This window comes from Stenotrophomonas sp. 24(2023) (genome assembly GCF_030913365.1).
Classification (GTDB): domain Bacteria; phylum Pseudomonadota; class Gammaproteobacteria; order Xanthomonadales; family Xanthomonadaceae; genus Stenotrophomonas.
Map to the genome: position 1 here is coordinate 4,458,407 of NZ_CP133160.1, position 14,267 is coordinate 4,472,673.

General features: G+C 68.6%; 11 protein-coding genes. 7 read left to right on the forward strand and 4 right to left on the reverse strand.

Annotation, left to right across the window (positions count from 1 at the left end; all coding sequences use genetic code 11):
- The first annotated feature begins 28 nt into the window (after positions 1-28).
- A complete protein-coding gene (locus Q9R17_RS20270) occupies positions 29-1,801 on the forward strand; it encodes a chloride channel protein (RefSeq protein ID WP_308156378.1) in 1,773 nt (590 codons plus the stop codon).
- A 61-nt stretch (positions 1,802-1,862) separates the two neighbouring features.
- A complete protein-coding gene (locus Q9R17_RS20275; RefSeq protein WP_308156379.1) occupies positions 1,863-2,579 on the forward strand; it encodes an MgtC/SapB family protein in 717 nt (238 codons plus the stop codon).
- Between the two features lie 128 nt (positions 2,580-2,707).
- Here Q9R17_RS20275 and Q9R17_RS20280 read toward each other — a convergent pair whose 3' ends face one another.
- The 4 genes from Q9R17_RS20280 to Q9R17_RS20295 all read right to left on the reverse strand — a co-directional run bounded on the left by Q9R17_RS20280 (position 2,708) and on the right by Q9R17_RS20295 (position 9,820).
- A complete protein-coding gene (locus Q9R17_RS20280) occupies positions 2,708-2,992 on the reverse strand; it encodes a hypothetical protein (protein ID WP_308156380.1) in 285 nt (94 codons plus the stop codon).
- 133 nt (positions 2,993-3,125) lie between these two features.
- The gene (locus tag Q9R17_RS20285) at positions 3,126-3,974 is read right to left on the reverse strand and encodes an OmpA family protein (protein WP_308156381.1); all 849 of its coding nucleotides are present in this window, start codon (positions 3,972-3,974) and stop codon (positions 3,126-3,128) included.
- A 77-nt stretch (positions 3,975-4,051) separates the two neighbouring features.
- Complete coding sequence (locus tag Q9R17_RS20290) at positions 4,052-8,635, reverse strand: YadA-like family protein (RefSeq protein ID WP_308156382.1); 4,584 nt, start codon at positions 8,633-8,635, stop codon at positions 4,052-4,054.
- A gap of 201 nt (positions 8,636-8,836) precedes the next feature.
- Entirely contained in the window at positions 8,837-9,820 is a 984-nt protein-coding gene (locus Q9R17_RS20295) for a helix-turn-helix domain-containing protein (protein WP_308156383.1), read from the reverse strand.
- 681 nt (positions 9,821-10,501) lie between these two features.
- Here Q9R17_RS20295 and Q9R17_RS20300 point away from each other — a divergent pair.
- The 5 genes from Q9R17_RS20300 to Q9R17_RS20320 all read left to right on the forward strand — a co-directional run bounded on the left by Q9R17_RS20300 (position 10,502) and on the right by Q9R17_RS20320 (position 14,246).
- The gene (locus tag Q9R17_RS20300; RefSeq protein WP_308156384.1) at positions 10,502-10,687 is read left to right on the forward strand and encodes a Flp family type IVb pilin; all 186 of its coding nucleotides are present in this window, start codon (positions 10,502-10,504) and stop codon (positions 10,685-10,687) included.
- A gap of 95 nt (positions 10,688-10,782) precedes the next feature.
- Positions 10,783-11,328 (forward strand): prepilin peptidase, encoded by a 546-nt coding sequence (locus Q9R17_RS20305; RefSeq protein ID WP_308156385.1) that lies wholly within the window; start codon positions 10,783-10,785, stop codon positions 11,326-11,328.
- Positions 11,325-11,798, forward strand: coding sequence for a pilus assembly protein (locus Q9R17_RS20310; RefSeq protein WP_308156386.1), 474 nt, complete (start codon positions 11,325-11,327; stop codon positions 11,796-11,798). Before Q9R17_RS20305 ends, Q9R17_RS20310 begins: the two co-directional genes overlap by 4 nt.
- Positions 11,799-11,822: 24 nt before the next feature.
- Positions 11,823-12,860: a Flp pilus assembly protein CpaB gene (gene cpaB, locus Q9R17_RS20315; protein WP_308156387.1), complete on the forward strand. Its 1,038-nt coding sequence runs from the start codon at positions 11,823-11,825 to the stop codon at positions 12,858-12,860.
- Between the two features lie 18 nt (positions 12,861-12,878).
- Positions 12,879-14,246: a type II and III secretion system protein family protein gene (locus Q9R17_RS20320; RefSeq protein ID WP_308156388.1), complete on the forward strand. Its 1,368-nt coding sequence runs from the start codon at positions 12,879-12,881 to the stop codon at positions 14,244-14,246.
- Positions 14,247-14,267: the final 21 nt, after the last annotated feature.

Genomic DNA, 14,267 nt, shown 5'->3' on the forward strand with positions numbered 1-14,267 from the left:
TCACGGGGGCGGCGTATCATGCGCCCCCATGCCTGCCCCTGCGTCACCATCACGCCTGCACCTGGCCTTCCAGGGCCTGCGCCTGCGCCTGCGTGGCAGCGACCTGTGGTTCATCGCCCTGGCGCTGCTGGTCGGCCTGATTGCCGGCGGCCTGACCCTGCTGCAGTCCGGCCTGGCCCACGCCCTGCAGGGCTGGCTGTACGGGCTGGACGATGAGGTACGGCTGAGTTCGCTACCTGCGCTGGGCTTCACCGCCCTGCTGGTGCTGCCGCTGGGTGGCCTGCTGGTGGGTCTGGTCAGCCTGGCCGCCAGCCGCCTCAAGCGGCCGCTGCTCGATGCCGTGGAAGCCAATGCCCTGCACGGCGGCCGCATGTCGATGCGCGACAACCTGATCGTGCTCACCCAGACCATGCTCTCCAACGGCTTCGGCGCTTCGGTCGGGCTGGAGGCCTCGTACACCCAGATGGGGGCCGGCAGCGGCTCGCAGCTGGGCCGGGCCATGCGCCTGCGCCGCAACGACGTGCGCATCCTGGTCGGTGCCGGCGCCGCCGGCGCCATCGCGGCGGCCTTCGGGGCCCCCCTGGCCGGCGCGTTCTACGCCTTCGAGATCGTCATCGGCGCCTACACCCCCGCTGCGCTGGCGCCGGTCGCGCTGGCTGCGTTGGCCGGGGCCTTCGTCGCCGACCAGACCGGCATTCCCGCCTACCTGCTGCCGGCGGCTTCCACCATCGATGTCAGCGCCACCGACTACGCCCTGTACGGCCTGCTGGGCTGCACCTGCGCGATGGTGGGCATCGGCATCATGCGCCTGATCGCCTCCATCGAAGGCACCGTCAAGCGCAGCCCGTTGCCCCTGTGGGGGCGCCCGGTGGTGGGGGGCCTGCTGTTGATCCCGCTGGCGATGGCCAGCCCGCAGGTGCTGTCCTCCGGCCACGGCGCGCTGCACCTGGACCTGACCACGCACCTGCCGCTGCTGTGGATCGGCAGCCTGCTGCTGCTCAAGTGCCTGGCCTCGGGCATCTCGCTGGGGTTCGGCTTCCGTGGGGGGCTGTTCTTCGCCTCGCTGTTCATGGGCACCCTGGTGGGTACGCTGTTCGCCGGCCTGCTCACCTGGGCCACCGGCGTGCCGGTGCTGGACCCCACATCGGCGGCACTGGCCGGCATGGCCGCCCTGGCCGCTGCCGTGGTCGGTGCACCGATGACCATGGCGATGCTGGTACTGGAAGGTACCCACGACTTCCTGCTGACCAGCGTGGTGATGAGCGCGGTGCTGGTGGCAAGCACCCTGGTGCGGCAGTGGTTCGGCTATTCGTTCTCGACCTGGCGCATGCACCTGCGCGGGGAAACCATCAAGAGCGCGCGCGATGTGGGCTGGGTGCACAACCTCAGCGCCGGGCGGATGATGCGCAAGGGCGTGGCCACCGCGCCGGCGGACCTGGACGTGGCCAGTTTCCGCCAGCGCTTCCCGCTGGGTTCCAACAGCCGCGTGGTGCTGATCGACAGCGAAGGCCACTATGCCGGCATCGTGCCGGTGCCACGCCTGTTCGGCGACGGCGTGGACGCCGGGGCCGCCGTGGGCCAGTACGCCGAGAACCGCGACGTGGCGCTGCCGGCCAACGCCGACGTGGTCAGCGTGATGCAGCGCTTCGACCAGACCCAGGCCGACGAACTGGCCGTGGTGGCCGTCGATGGGCAGGTACTGGGCGTGGTCTCCGAAGCCTTCGTGCGCAAGCGCTATGCCGAGGAACTGGACAAGCGCCAGCGCGAACTGATGGGCGAGCGGGTCGACGACACCGATTGAGCCCCCCGGCCACCGCAGGTGGGCGGGGCTTACCGTCATCTGTTGCGGGTAGACTCCGGCCATGCGCTTCGTCGAAACCTTCCAGTCCGGCCCCTTCCTGGACACCGTGATCAGCCTGGTGGCGGCCTTCGTGCTGGGCACGCTGATCGGTGCCGAACGCCAGTACCGGCAACGTACCGCCGGCCTGCGCACCAACGTGCTGGTGGCGGTGGGCGCTGCCGCCTTCGTCGACCTGGGCATGCGCATCGCCGGCAGCGCCGAGGCGGTGCGGGTGATTTCCTATGTCGTCTCCGGTGTCGGTTTCCTCGGCGCCGGCGTCATCATGAAGGAAGGCATGAACGTGCGGGGGCTGAACACCGCCGCGACCCTGTGGTGCTCGGCCGCCGTCGGCAGCTGCACCGGTGCGGACATGCTGGCCGAAGGCGTGCTGCTGGCCGTGCTGGTGATCGCCGGCAACACCCTGCTGCGGCCGCTGGTCAATGCCATCAACCGCATCCCGATCAACGAGGCGGCCAGCGAAGCCACCTACGAGGTTCGCCTGAGCGTGGATGCCGATGCCGTGCCCCGCGCCCGCGAGCGGCTGGTGGAGATCCTGGAGGCCGCACAGTACCCGGTGGGCGACGTGCAGCTGGTGGAGCACGCCGACGCACCGACCGATGTCATCGCCGTGCTGGTCAGCACCGCAGTGAGCGCCGACGAGCTGGACCTGGTGGCAGCACGGCTGGAACACGTGCCGGGCGTGCTGCATGCCACGTGGGAAGTCAGCACGCGGGATTGAGGCGCGCGGCATGGCCGGCGGATGAGGCGTGCCGGGGTGCACGGCGAACGCGGGCGCCAGGGCGCCCGTCGATGGAAAGCACGGTGCATGGCGGTTTCCCGCACAACAGCCCTCTGCATCGCACGCGCCTACCCCAGCGCTTCACCTGCATCGGCCAGGCGCGATTCGATCAGCGCCATCCACTGCTGCAGCATGTCGATCAGCACATCCAGTTCGCCATCGGCGCGTTGCGCGCGGCCGCTGCGCAGGCTGGCCTGGGTTTCCTGCAGCTGGGCCAGGAAGCCCGCCACGGTTTCCGCCTGCAGGATCAGCCCCGGGTTGCGCCGGCCGGGAATCCGCACGACCGCGTGGTTGCCCAGCTGGCCGTACACGCTCAGGGTGGTTTCCGTCTTCATGGACAGTTGGGCGTTCATGCTGGCACCTGGAAGAAGAACCTGGTCTGCCGGCAGGCGTGGAGAGACGGGGGAGACGTTGCCACGGCCTGCCGGCCGACCAGGGGGGACGCGGGGGCCGCACGCCATGGCCAGCGACGTGCGGCAAAAGGAATCACGGCGCGCGGGCGACGCCGGAAATCTGCACGCGGCGGTTCGGTGCCAGGCACGCAATCAGCTCACGCTGGCTGCGCTGCGCGCACTGCACCAGGGGTTCGGCCGGCCCCCGCCCTTCGGCGGTGATGGCCGTGGCGGGCACCCCGCCGCGCACCAGCGCTGCACGCACGGCCTCGGCGCGGCGCTGCGACAGGCCCTGGTTGTAGCGGTCGCTGCCGATGCGGTCGGTGTAGCCCACCACATGGATCGACTGCACCTGGCTGGCCTCGCGCACCTGCGCCAGCACACCCTGTACCGCCGCCTGGCCCTCGGCGCTGAGGGTGGCACTGTCGAAACCGAACAGTGCATCGGCCGACAGCCGCAGCGGCTGTTCCGGCAACGGCGCGGGCGCCGGTGTGGGTGGTGGTGCCGGCGGGCGCGGCGGGTCGAGTACGGCCGCGCACGACGCCGGCTTCCAGTAGCCGCCCTGGGCAACGCCCTTCTTGTCGAACTGCACCTGGAACTGGCAGCTGAAATACTGCGTGCCCTGCGCCGTGCGGAAGTTGAACAGGTAGTTCCAGGTGCGCACGCCCCACATGCCTTCACTGAAGTGCGGCGTACCCAGCAGGTCATACAGCTGGCGCTTGTTCATGCCGGGCGCGAAGCGCCGCAGGTCGGACACATCCGGGTAGGTACCTTCCTTGAAATAGGCCTTGCCCGGGTCCGGGAAGACCACCGGGGTTTCATCGGCGGCGACAGCGTCGGCCTTGGGCGCGCTGCTGCGGCAGGAAGCCAGCAGCAATGCGGTGATGGCCATGCCCAGCAGCGCGGCCGTACGGGCCGGCGGCAGCAAGGATTGCAGGTTCATGGTGTTCCCCCTTGAAGTCGTGTTGCGTGCCGGGGCAGGCCTGGCCGGCCCCGGCTGCCGTTGCTGCCTGCGTGCGGTCACCACTGGATGCCCGCACCCACCGATACGCCACCGTCGCCGCGGCTGTTGGTCGAGCCGCTGAACTTGTAGATCCAGCGGCCACCTTCGGAGACACCGGAGATACCCACCGCCACGCCCGATTCGCCGTTGAAGCTGCCAGCGGCGATGGAGGCCATGTTGCGGCCCGCTTCGGTCGGCTGCGGCAATGCCGCCACCGCCATCGCCGACGCCACACCGGCCGATGCACGGTTGTCGGTCTTGCGCAGATCGCGGTCGAAGCCGTTGAAGCGCTCGTCGGTGTAGGCCTTGGACCAGTCCAGGGTCTGTGCCATGCCCGACTTCAGCTGATCGACGTTGACCGCATCGGTGCCGGCCGTGCCGGCGGCCACGTTGCGTACCGTGGTCGGGCCGGTGCTGGTGCTGCCCAGGGTGACACTGTTCAGGTTGGTGGTGCCGTTGACGTTGGTGTCGTAGCGGATCGTGCCCTGCTGCGAGGCCTGCAGCTGGCGCACATTGACCGCATCGGTGGCCTGCGTGCCGTCGGCCACGTTGGTGATGGCGCGCTCGGCCCCGGCACTGCCCACCGACACCGTATTGGCGCGGCTGGCGACCGAACCGGCACCCAGTGCCACCGAGTTGTCGGCCTGGGCCGAGGCCCCGTTGCCCAGCGCGGTAGCGTTGGCACCGGCGGCCTTGGAGCCGGCGCCGCCGGCAGCCGAGTTGGCACCCGTGGCCGAGGGGTCGGCCAGGTTCTGGGTGTTGTTCACCTGGAACATGCCGGACGTGCCGTTGTTGATGTTGGTGATGCGCTGGTCGGTATACGCCTTGGACTGGTCGATGGCGTAGTTCACGCCGTTCTGCAGCTGCCCGACATTGACGGCATCGTAGCGGTCCGAGCCATCGGCCACGTGGGTGACCTTGCGCTCGCCGCCGGTGCTGCCCACGGACACCTCGCCGGCCGAGTTGCTGCCGCCGGTCGCGCCATAGGCACCGGTGTAGCCGCTCTGTGCCCCGGTGCTGGCCACCGAACCGGCCCCCAGCGCCACGCTGTTGTCGGCGCTGGCATTGGCGCCGTCACCGATCGCCACGCTGGCCGCACCGCCGGCACTGGCCACCGGGCCCAGCGCTACCGCGTTGCTGCCACCGGCCACCGCCGGTCCCTTGGTGGAGTTGACCGCCAGGAACGGGCTGCCGCCGTTGCCGCCATTGTCGATGCGGGTATTGAGGTTCAGCAGCGAACCTTCCACCGCCGAGAACGCCACGGTGACATCGTGGTAGTCGTTGGTGAGGATCGAACCATCGGTGGCGATGGAGGAGATGCGGAAGGTCGGCGGCGTCCACACACCGGTGGTGCTGTTGAAGGCGGTGCTGCCACCGAAGTAGCTGGACAGCGTGGTGTGGGTGGCGAACAGCTGGGCACCATTGATCGCCTCGCTGCTGGTGGCGCTCACCTGCCCGGCCGCCAGGTTGCCGATGCTCACCGGCGCGGTGGCGGCAGCGCCGCCCAGGCTGATGCGGCTGCTGGCATTGCCGTTGGCATCGGCGTCGTACTTCACCGCCAGCTTGTCGATCTCCCCGGTCTGGTCGGCCACGTTGGCCAGCGAGTTGCTGACCGCATCGAAGGCACTGCCGACGTCACGATAGTCGCCGGTGGTGACCGCGCCGTTGGCGCCGATGTTGTTCAGCGTATAGGTCGGGGCCAGCACCACGCCGTTGCCATCGACGCTGGCACCGCCGCCCAGGTGCGTCGCCACGGTCTGGTTGGCGGCGAACAGCTGCGCACCGTTGATGGCATCGCTGCTGGCCGCGCTGACCTGCCCGGCTGCCAGGTTGCGCAGTGCGGTCGGCGTGCCGGCCGCCCCCAGCGTTGCGCTGGCCAGGTTGACGCTGCCATCGCCGTTGAGGTCATAGCGCAGTGCGCCGGCTTCCGATGCCTGCAGCTGGCCCAGGTTCACCGCATCGGTGGTGGCGGTACCGGCGGCCACATGGGTCACCTGGCGCTCGGCACCGGTGGCACCGATGGACACGGTGTTGGCCCGGTCGGCCACGCTGCCGGCGCCCACCGCGATGCTGTTGGCGGCCGTGGCCGTGGCACCGCTGCCGACGGCGATCGATTCCAGCCCGCTGGCAACCGCCTCGGCACCGTTGGAATTGATGCGCAGGTACTTGGTGCCACCGTTGCGGATGTTGGTGATCTGCGTGTTGAGGTTGGCCAGCGAACCATCGACCGCGTCGAAGGCATCGGTGGCGTTGTCGTACAGGCCCGACGCCACGGCGCCATCGACCGAGATCGTGCTGATCTCGAACAGCGGCGCAGTGAAGGCACCGGTGGCCGGATCGAACGCCGCGCGGCCACCGAAGAAGCGGGCCAGTGCATCGTTGGTGGCGAACAACTGGGTGCCGTTGACCGCTTCGGTGCTGGTGGCATTGACCGCACCGGCCGCCAGGTTGGCCAGCGTGGTGGTGCCGGTGCCGCCGCCGAGGGTGACGCGGCGGTAGTTCGGGTTGCCCAGGCCATCCAGATCGTAGGTGACCGCGGCACCGGCCAGATCGTCGATCTGGCTGATGGCGCCCTGCAGCTGGGCCACGTTCACCGCGTCGGTGCCGCTGCTGCCGGCAGCCACGTTGGTGATCTGGCGTTCGGCACCGGCGATGCCGACCGACACTTCGCCGGCCGACACCTGCGGGGTGTTCAGCCCATAGGCCGCATAGCTGGCCTGTGCGCCGCGCTCGGCCGCCGAGCGGAAGCCCAGTGCCACCGAATTGGCCTTGCTGGAGGTCGCTTCGGCACCCAGCAGCACCTGGCCGTTGGCCGTGCCCTTGGCGCTGTCACCGACGATCACCGAATGGCCCATGCGTGCCGCGTAGTCGGCCGTCGGCACACCGGTGGGATCGCTCGGGTCATTGGTGCCGTTGCCGGGGAAGGCCACGTTGGCATCCACGCGCGGCAGTTCATGGCGTGCGTTGGCGCCGATGACCACTTCGCGCGAACCATTGGCATAGGCGCCATCGCCCATCAGCACCTGGTAGTCCTGCGCTGCATTGACCGCCCAGCAGGAGATGTCGGCCAGGCCGATGTCCAGGCACTTGGCAGCCCAGGCCGGGGACTGGTTCGGCAGCAGCAGGCCCAGCAGGCCGTTGGGGTTGCCGTTGTTGATGTTGTAGATGTAGCTGTCGGAGGTGACGCCACCGATCAGCGTCAGGTGTGAACTGCCACCGGTCGTGGCGCCGCCCAGGCCGTTGAGCGTGTTGCCCACCGGGCTCAGGTTGACCACCGGAATGCCCAGCACGCTGGTGACCGAGTAGGTCTGCATCACGTTGGCGTTGCTCACACGCGTGTTGCCGTTCTTGAGGTAGCCATCGCCACCGAACAGCGCGCTGGTGGTCGGGCCCAGCAGCTGGCCAAGGCCGCCAACCAGGCCGCCGGTACCGACGATGACGCCGGAATTCGGATCGGCCGGCGCCGGTGCTTTCGGGCTGCCCGGCGGAATGGCCGAAGGCGAGCTCAGGCCCAGGCCACCCACGACACCACCGACCAGGCCGCCCACGGCATTGCCGATGCCATTGACCGCGCCGTTGACGTTGCCATTGAGCAGGTTGCCGACGGCACCGCCGAGGTTGTTCACCGCCGAGCCCACCCCGTTGAGGATGGTGCCCAGACCGAGCGACTGCGTCTGCGCCGCCGTTGCGGCGGTGCCGGCCAGCTTGAGGTTGCGGTCGGCCACCACCTCGGCGCCGTCCGGGCCCTGCACGCGGACTTTGCCGGCGGCGCCTGCATCCAGGCCGGCCGCCAGCGCGACATCATGCGTATCGGCGGGTGTTTCCTCCTTGACCGCCAGCTTCGCGGCCGCCGTCGCACCCACGCTGCCCTGCCCTTCGATCGCATTGCCGGCCAGCGCCAGCTTCGAATCGACCGTGCTGGAGACAGTGGCGCTGGCACCGGACGCGGCACCCACCACCGTGGCCACATCCGCCTTCGCGGCAACGGCTGCCGCAACCGGCAGCGGCGCAGCAGCTACGTTCGCCGAGGCATCCACCTTGGCGTTCAGCGCACCGTTGCCGGCGCTGCCAGCGCCAAGCTGGGCGCCGAGCCCCGCATCGACCGCAGCGGCCGGCGCAGTGCCTGCGCCCAGCCCCACCGTAGCGCGCACATCGGCCACCAGGCCCGGTGCCGCCACCTGCTGCGGGCGCGCACCGGCATCCAGCGTGACCTGCACCTTGGCCGGCAGCACGTCCTTCAGCACCGGCACCTGGGTGGTGTTGAGCTGCAGGCCGACGCGCGCGGACGGGTCGATGGCGGTGCTGGCCTGGGCCTGGCGCGCCGCAGCGGCCAGCGCCACTTCGGCGTCGACCTTCACCGGCATGGCCTGGGTGTACTTGGCGGCCAGCGCCTGCAGGTCGCGCAGGCTCTGGCTGGTTTCCGCACGTGCGGGTCCTGCGATGAGTGCGCACAGCACGGCCAGCGTGAGTGCGCTGGGGACCAGCAGCGCGTGGCGCTGGTCGATGGTCGAGGCGTTGCCTCCGTCGTTGCTGGCCAGTTCCGAGGCCACTACCAGGGCATTGAGCTGGCGGTTCCATACCCGCCGGAAGATGCGGTTCATGAGCATTTCCCCCGTGACGAACGTTATGAATGTCGGTGGACGTGCCTTTCGGCAGGTGACTGACATTTCATCCGTTGGCCATGCACCCGTGCACTTCATTCCGGCACGGCAATCGCGCATTCCGGCAAAACGACGGGGTTAATCGGCAGGCGAATATGCAGATTCGGCAGCACCGGCCCGCCAGGCCTTGTGCGGCGGCGCTCAGGCCTGCTGGCCCAGCTGCGCCGGCGCGCGCATCAGGGTATCGCGCGGAAGCTCGCCGAATACCTTCCGGTAATTATCGGCGAAACGCGAAAGATCCCACAGGCCGCAGCTCAGTGCGATGGCCTTGACCGAGCGGCGGTGTGCATCGGCCATCGACAGGCTGCGGCAGGCCGCGCACAGGCGCAGCATCGAGAGGTAGCGGTTGGGCGAAATGCCGAACAGGTCCTCGAAGGCATAGCGCAGCCCGCGTTCGCTGACGCCCGCGGCATCGCATATCTCATTCATGTAGATATTGCGGCGCAGGTTGAGCCGCATGAAATTCTCGGCACGCTGCGCGATCAGGTAATGGGTGCGGCGCGCCCGGCTGAAGCCTGGACGGTCTCCCGGGCCGGCAGCCAGCAACGCCTGCACGTGCTCGTGCAGCAGGCGCTGGGCTTCGTCGGGCTGCAGCGTCCCCCCACCCTGCGCCAGTACGTCGTGCAACTGGCGGTAATGGCACGCCAGCGGCCCGTCCGTGCCCGCCGGATTGAACAGGCTCAATGCCTGGCCCGAGGGCGGCGTGCGCAGCAGGCTCAGTTCGGAGAGTTTCTGCTGTACGCGGGCCAGCGGCACCAGCATGAGGGTCAGCCGCGTACCGGGGCTCAGCGTGAATTCGCTGATGCCCTCCGGCAGCACGGTAATGGCCATGCCCGCGCTCAACGGCACGCCGTGGCACCAGCTGGCGTTTTCATCCGTGGCGTGCAGGTAGCCGAGCATGGCCCAGTCCGGCGGCAGCATGAAGCGGCCACGGCAATGGAACCCGCAGGTGACGCTGCAGAACAGCACTTCGTCGTGCACGCGCGAACTCAGCGCCGCGCGCGGACCGTTGCCGTCGAGCAGCAGCAGTTCCACGTCACAGACCCGCAGCAGTCCGCTGAGGGTCGCCAGGTCCACCGACCGCAGCTCGCCATCAGCAATGTCGTCCACCCCACCATCCACCATGACAGTGACGTCCCCCCCGTTTGGCAACTCTCCCGGCCGCAGTGGCCGCCAGCCACCAGGCCTGCTTGGAGCACAATCCTTTGTCATGGCGGCACTTTCCCTGTCCTGCACACCCTCGAGAAAACACCCTTGTGCGCCCCGAGTATGCCCGATAAACCTTCAAAGCGGTCGCCCGCATTTAGTGCGGAAACAAGCAATACATGACGATACATCCGTGAAGAAAATGTCTACGCCAGTGGCATGGTTTTCGCATGCACGACATTGATTAATCCGCACGCAAATCGATCCAAATCGAAAATACGTGACAGGGTTGAATAATTCACTAAAGCAACACACAACTCTGCCGAATTTGCGTATATGTTCCAGTTGCGTACCGTGAGTATTCAGGTGAAAGTCGAATCACGGTGACGGCGCTGTATCGCAGGACCGGATCACCCAGGGGACGCCATGAACGCTTCATGCAATGCACCCGCAACGACCACCGGCCCGGCGCCGCGCGGTCGCATGCCTGCAACTGCCCCCAGGGTGGAAACGGCCGGTTCCATGCCGTGATGCGGATCATTCCGCAGCACCCCGCGCCAGGATGGCGCGACATCAGTGGATGGGTCCGGCGGAGCCGGAAAACCATCCTCCATCGCAGGTGTCGTATAGACGACTGACAGGTACAGGGAGACATTTGTCATGAACGCATCGATCCGCAGATTCCTCGTCGAAGAAGATGGCGTGACCGCGCTTGAATATGGCCTGCTGGCCGCCGTGATCGCCGGCGTGCTGGTGGTGGTCGCCAAGGACGAAATCGGGACCTTCTTCAAGAACCTCTTCGAGAAGCTCACCACCATCGTCGACGGCGCCGCCAGCTCGGCCTGAGTCCTGTAAACGCAGGAACGCATCTTCCGCGGCAGCTGGCGGCTGGCGCGGTTGATTCCATCAGCCTGTCCCCACGGGGACGACGGGGGCGTGCCATGACGTTGCTGGGATTGCTGGCCATCGGACTGTGCCTGCGGATCGCGATCAGCGATCTGTACGCACGTCGGGTGCCCAATGCCTGGCTGCTGGGCACATCCGCATTGGCGATGGTGGCGTTGCTGGCCGGGCAGTTCATCGGGCCACCCGCGGCCTGGATGCCGCACCTGCTCGGTGCACTGCTCGGCCTGGTGGCCTTGCTGCCGTTCTACGCGATCGGCTGGATGGGCGCCGGCGATGTCAAGTTCTTCGCGGTGATCGGCCTGTTGCTGGGCATGCATGCCCTGCTGCCGGTGTGGATCATCGCCAGCCTGGCCGCCGGTGCCCATGCCGTGGCCGTGCTGGCCTGCGCGCGCCTGCCGCTGGTGCTGCCCACGCCCCTGCAGCTGCAGTGGGAGCGCAGCCACCGCTACTGGCGCAACCGCCCCTCGGTGCAGCGCATGCAGGGCGCACGCCAGGGCCGCCAGGGCATCCCCTATGCCGCCTACATGGGCATCGCGGCAATCGGTTGGGTGCTGTGGACCGTGCACGGAGGTTCGCCATGAATACGACAGGCCGGCGCCAGCGCGGCGTCGTCACCATCGAATATGCCCTGATGCTGATGTTCGGGCTGGTACCGCTGCTGCTGTTCACGTTTTCCGGCGTCCTCATCATGGCCGCGCAGCAGACCCTGGCCACCGCATCGGCCGAAGGTGCGCGTGCTTCGCTGCGCTTTGCCAGCAACGATGAGCGCCGTGTCGCCGCCTGTGAAGCCGCACGCCGCTCGATGCAGTGGCTGCTTGAATTTTCCGGACAGTCCCCGAGCTGCACCGGCGGTGGCAGCGGCGCCATCGTGGTGTCGGCCGCCACCCCATGCACGGGGCTGCCAGCGGCCAGCTGCATCACCGTCACGGTGAGCTACGACTACAGGAACCATCCCTTCCTGCCCGGCACCGGGCGGGTCTATGGCTGGGTGATGAAAGACGTTATCCGCAGCGTCGCCGTCGCCCAGCTCGATCTTGGCAACAGCAACTGACGGCCGGTCCAGGAGACGGTCCCCATGCTCAAGCTGACCCGAATCGTTGCCATCGCCCTGATCGCCCTGGCCGTCGTGCTGGCGGTGGTTGCCCTGTTCGTCAGCCGCCGCGCCGCGCCGGCCAGCGCCCCGGCGCCGATCACGGCCAGCGCCGCGCAGGACACGCAGAGCGTACCGGTGGTGGAAGCCATTGCCCGGTTGCCCGCCGGCGAACCGATCAGCGCCGCCAGCGTGCGCGTGGCACGCCGCACCGCACCGGTGCACGGCGCGATCACCGATCTGTCCGCTGTGGTCGGTGCGGTTCCCCTGCATGATGTCGCCGAAGGCAGCCCGATCGTCCAGGGCGTGCTGGCCCAAGGTTTCTCGCTGCAGCTGCGTGCCGGCGAACGTGCCCTGGCCGTGCCGGTGGATGAACTGGTCGGCGCCGGCAACCGCATCCTGCCCGGTGATTTCGTCGATGTCTTCCTCAACCTGAAGTCGGCCACCAATTACGGCTCGGCCAACGAAGTCGCACAGACCCGCCTGCTGCTGTCACGCCTGCGCGTGCTCAGCTACGGCCAGCAGGACATCGCTGCGGCCGCACCGCCTGCGGCGACGGAAGACACCGCTGCCAACGACGACCCACGCGCTGCGGACATCAAGGGCGGCGCGCGCAGCAGCGGTACCAGTGGTACCGAAGCGCCGCCCGCGCGCAGCGCGGTGCTGGCCGTCCCGGTGGCCGATGCCAACCGCCTGCTGCTGGGAGCGCAGCAAGGCAAGCTGTTCCTGGCCCTGCGCAACCCCGCCGACCAGGGGGCACCGGATCTGGCCTTGTTCCCGCAGGCACGTGGCGTGCTGGCGCCGGTACGCGGGCTGGATGCCGAACAACAGCAGGCGTTGCAGCGACCGGAAAACAATGCGTATGCCGGCCTGGATGGCGACGCGCTGGCGGGCCAGCCCGGCGCTGCACGCCCGGCGGCCACCGCGCCGTCCACGCCTGCACCGCCACGGCGCAGCACACCGCGCAGCACCGGCATCGAAATCATCCGTGGCACCGGCGGCACGCCGTCCGGATCCCTCTGACCCTCCTCGAGACCGCCCATGAGTGAGCCCCGCCCGACTGCCCCCGGTTCCGCCACACGCCGCTTTGGCTGGCGGCTCGTCCTGTTGCTGGTGCTGTTGCCGGGCACGGCGCTGCAGGCGGCCGACGAGCTGGTGCTGCAGACCCGCGAACAGCGCCCGTGGACACTGCCGGCGAACCTGGAACGGGTGGCCATCGCCGATCCGGCCGTGGCCGACATCGTGATGCTGCGGGGGCAGCGCCAGGCACTGCTGGTCGGCAAGGCCCCCGGCAGCACGACCCTGCTGCTGTGGCACCACAAGCAGGCAGAGCCACAGCGCCTGCTGGTCCGCGTACGCAGCGCGGTGCAGGGCGCTGCCGATTCCGCCGGCAGCGGCCTGCAGTTCACCCAGCAGGACCAGCAGGGCCTGCTGCAGGGCACCACGCCGACAGCACTGGAACACATCCAGGCGCAGAAGGCCGCGACGATGGCCCTGGGCGACAAGGGCCAGCTGGCCGATACCTCGCAGATCAGCAGTGGCGGCGTGGTGCAGGTGGAAGTGAAGGTGGTCGAGTTCAACAAGACCGCCCTGCGCCAGGTCGGCGTGAGTTTCGGCAACAACAACGGCGGCTTCTCCTACGGACTGGTCCGCCCCGGCGGCAACTTCCCCGGCTACACCGGCGTCCTGCCCGGCATGAAGACCCCCCAGGGCGAGAACGAGAAGGAATCCCCGGTCTCCTCCGCCTTCCGCCTGCTGTTCGGCTCGACCAAGGGGCGCTGGAACGCCGATGTCGAACTGCTGCAGAGCAACGGCCTGGCACGCGTGCTGGCCGAACCCACGCTGGTGGCGCTGTCGGGCCAGAGCGCCAGTTTCCTGGCCGGTGGTGAACTGCCGATCCTCGAGCCCCAGGGCCTGGGCACCACCACGGTGACGTTCAAGCCCTTCGGCATCGGCCTGACCGTGACGCCCACCGTGCTCGGCCCGGACCGCATCGCCCTGAAGGTCGCCCCGGAAGCCAGCGACCTGGATTACAGCAACACCCTCAGCTACAACGGCGTGCAGATTCCCTCCATCAGCACCCGCCGCGCCGACACCACGGTGGAACTGGGGGATGGCGAGAGCTTCGTGATCGGCGGCCTGGTCAGCTCCACCGTGGCATCGACCGTCAACAAGATGCCGCTGCTGGGCGACCTGCCGATCATCGGCACGTTCTTCCGCAACCTGGACTACAAGCGCCAGGACAAGGAGCTGGTCATCATCGTCACCCCGCGCCTGGTGCAGCCCCTGGCGCGCAACACCGAACTGCCGCTGCCCGGCGAACGCGAGGCCAAGCCCAACCTGCCCGAATGGGGCGCGTGGCTGATCGGCCCGGCCGGGCCGGATGTCCTTCCCGGTTTCTCCCGCTGACCCCATGCCAGGATCGTTCTG

What these genes read in the sequence shown, in the direction of transcription:
- cpaB (WP_308156387.1), top strand. Translation starts at nt 11,823, where the DNA reads ATGCTCAAGCTGACCCGAATCGTTGCCATCGCCCTGATCGCCCTGGCC.
- Q9R17_RS20305 (WP_308156385.1), top strand. Translation starts at nt 10,783, where the DNA reads ATGACGTTGCTGGGATTGCTGGCCATCGGACTGTGCCTGCGGATCGCG.
- Q9R17_RS20310 (WP_308156386.1), top strand. Translation starts at nt 11,325, where the DNA reads ATGAATACGACAGGCCGGCGCCAGCGCGGCGTCGTCACCATCGAATAT.
- Q9R17_RS20280 (WP_308156380.1), bottom strand. Translation starts at nt 2,992, where the DNA reads ATGAACGCCCAACTGTCCATGAAGACGGAAACCACCCTGAGCGTGTAC.
- Q9R17_RS20270 (WP_308156378.1), top strand. Translation starts at nt 29, where the DNA reads ATGCCTGCCCCTGCGTCACCATCACGCCTGCACCTGGCCTTCCAGGGC.
- Q9R17_RS20320 (WP_308156388.1), top strand. Translation starts at nt 12,879, where the DNA reads ATGAGTGAGCCCCGCCCGACTGCCCCCGGTTCCGCCACACGCCGCTTT.
- Q9R17_RS20275 (WP_308156379.1), top strand. Translation starts at nt 1,863, where the DNA reads ATGCGCTTCGTCGAAACCTTCCAGTCCGGCCCCTTCCTGGACACCGTG.
- Q9R17_RS20300 (WP_308156384.1), top strand. Translation starts at nt 10,502, where the DNA reads ATGAACGCATCGATCCGCAGATTCCTCGTCGAAGAAGATGGCGTGACC.
- Q9R17_RS20290 (WP_308156382.1), bottom strand. Translation starts at nt 8,635, where the DNA reads ATGAACCGCATCTTCCGGCGGGTATGGAACCGCCAGCTCAATGCCCTG.
- Q9R17_RS20295 (WP_308156383.1), bottom strand. Translation starts at nt 9,820, where the DNA reads ATGGTGGATGGTGGGGTGGACGACATTGCTGATGGCGAGCTGCGGTCG.
- Q9R17_RS20285 (WP_308156381.1), bottom strand. Translation starts at nt 3,974, where the DNA reads ATGAACCTGCAATCCTTGCTGCCGCCGGCCCGTACGGCCGCGCTGCTG.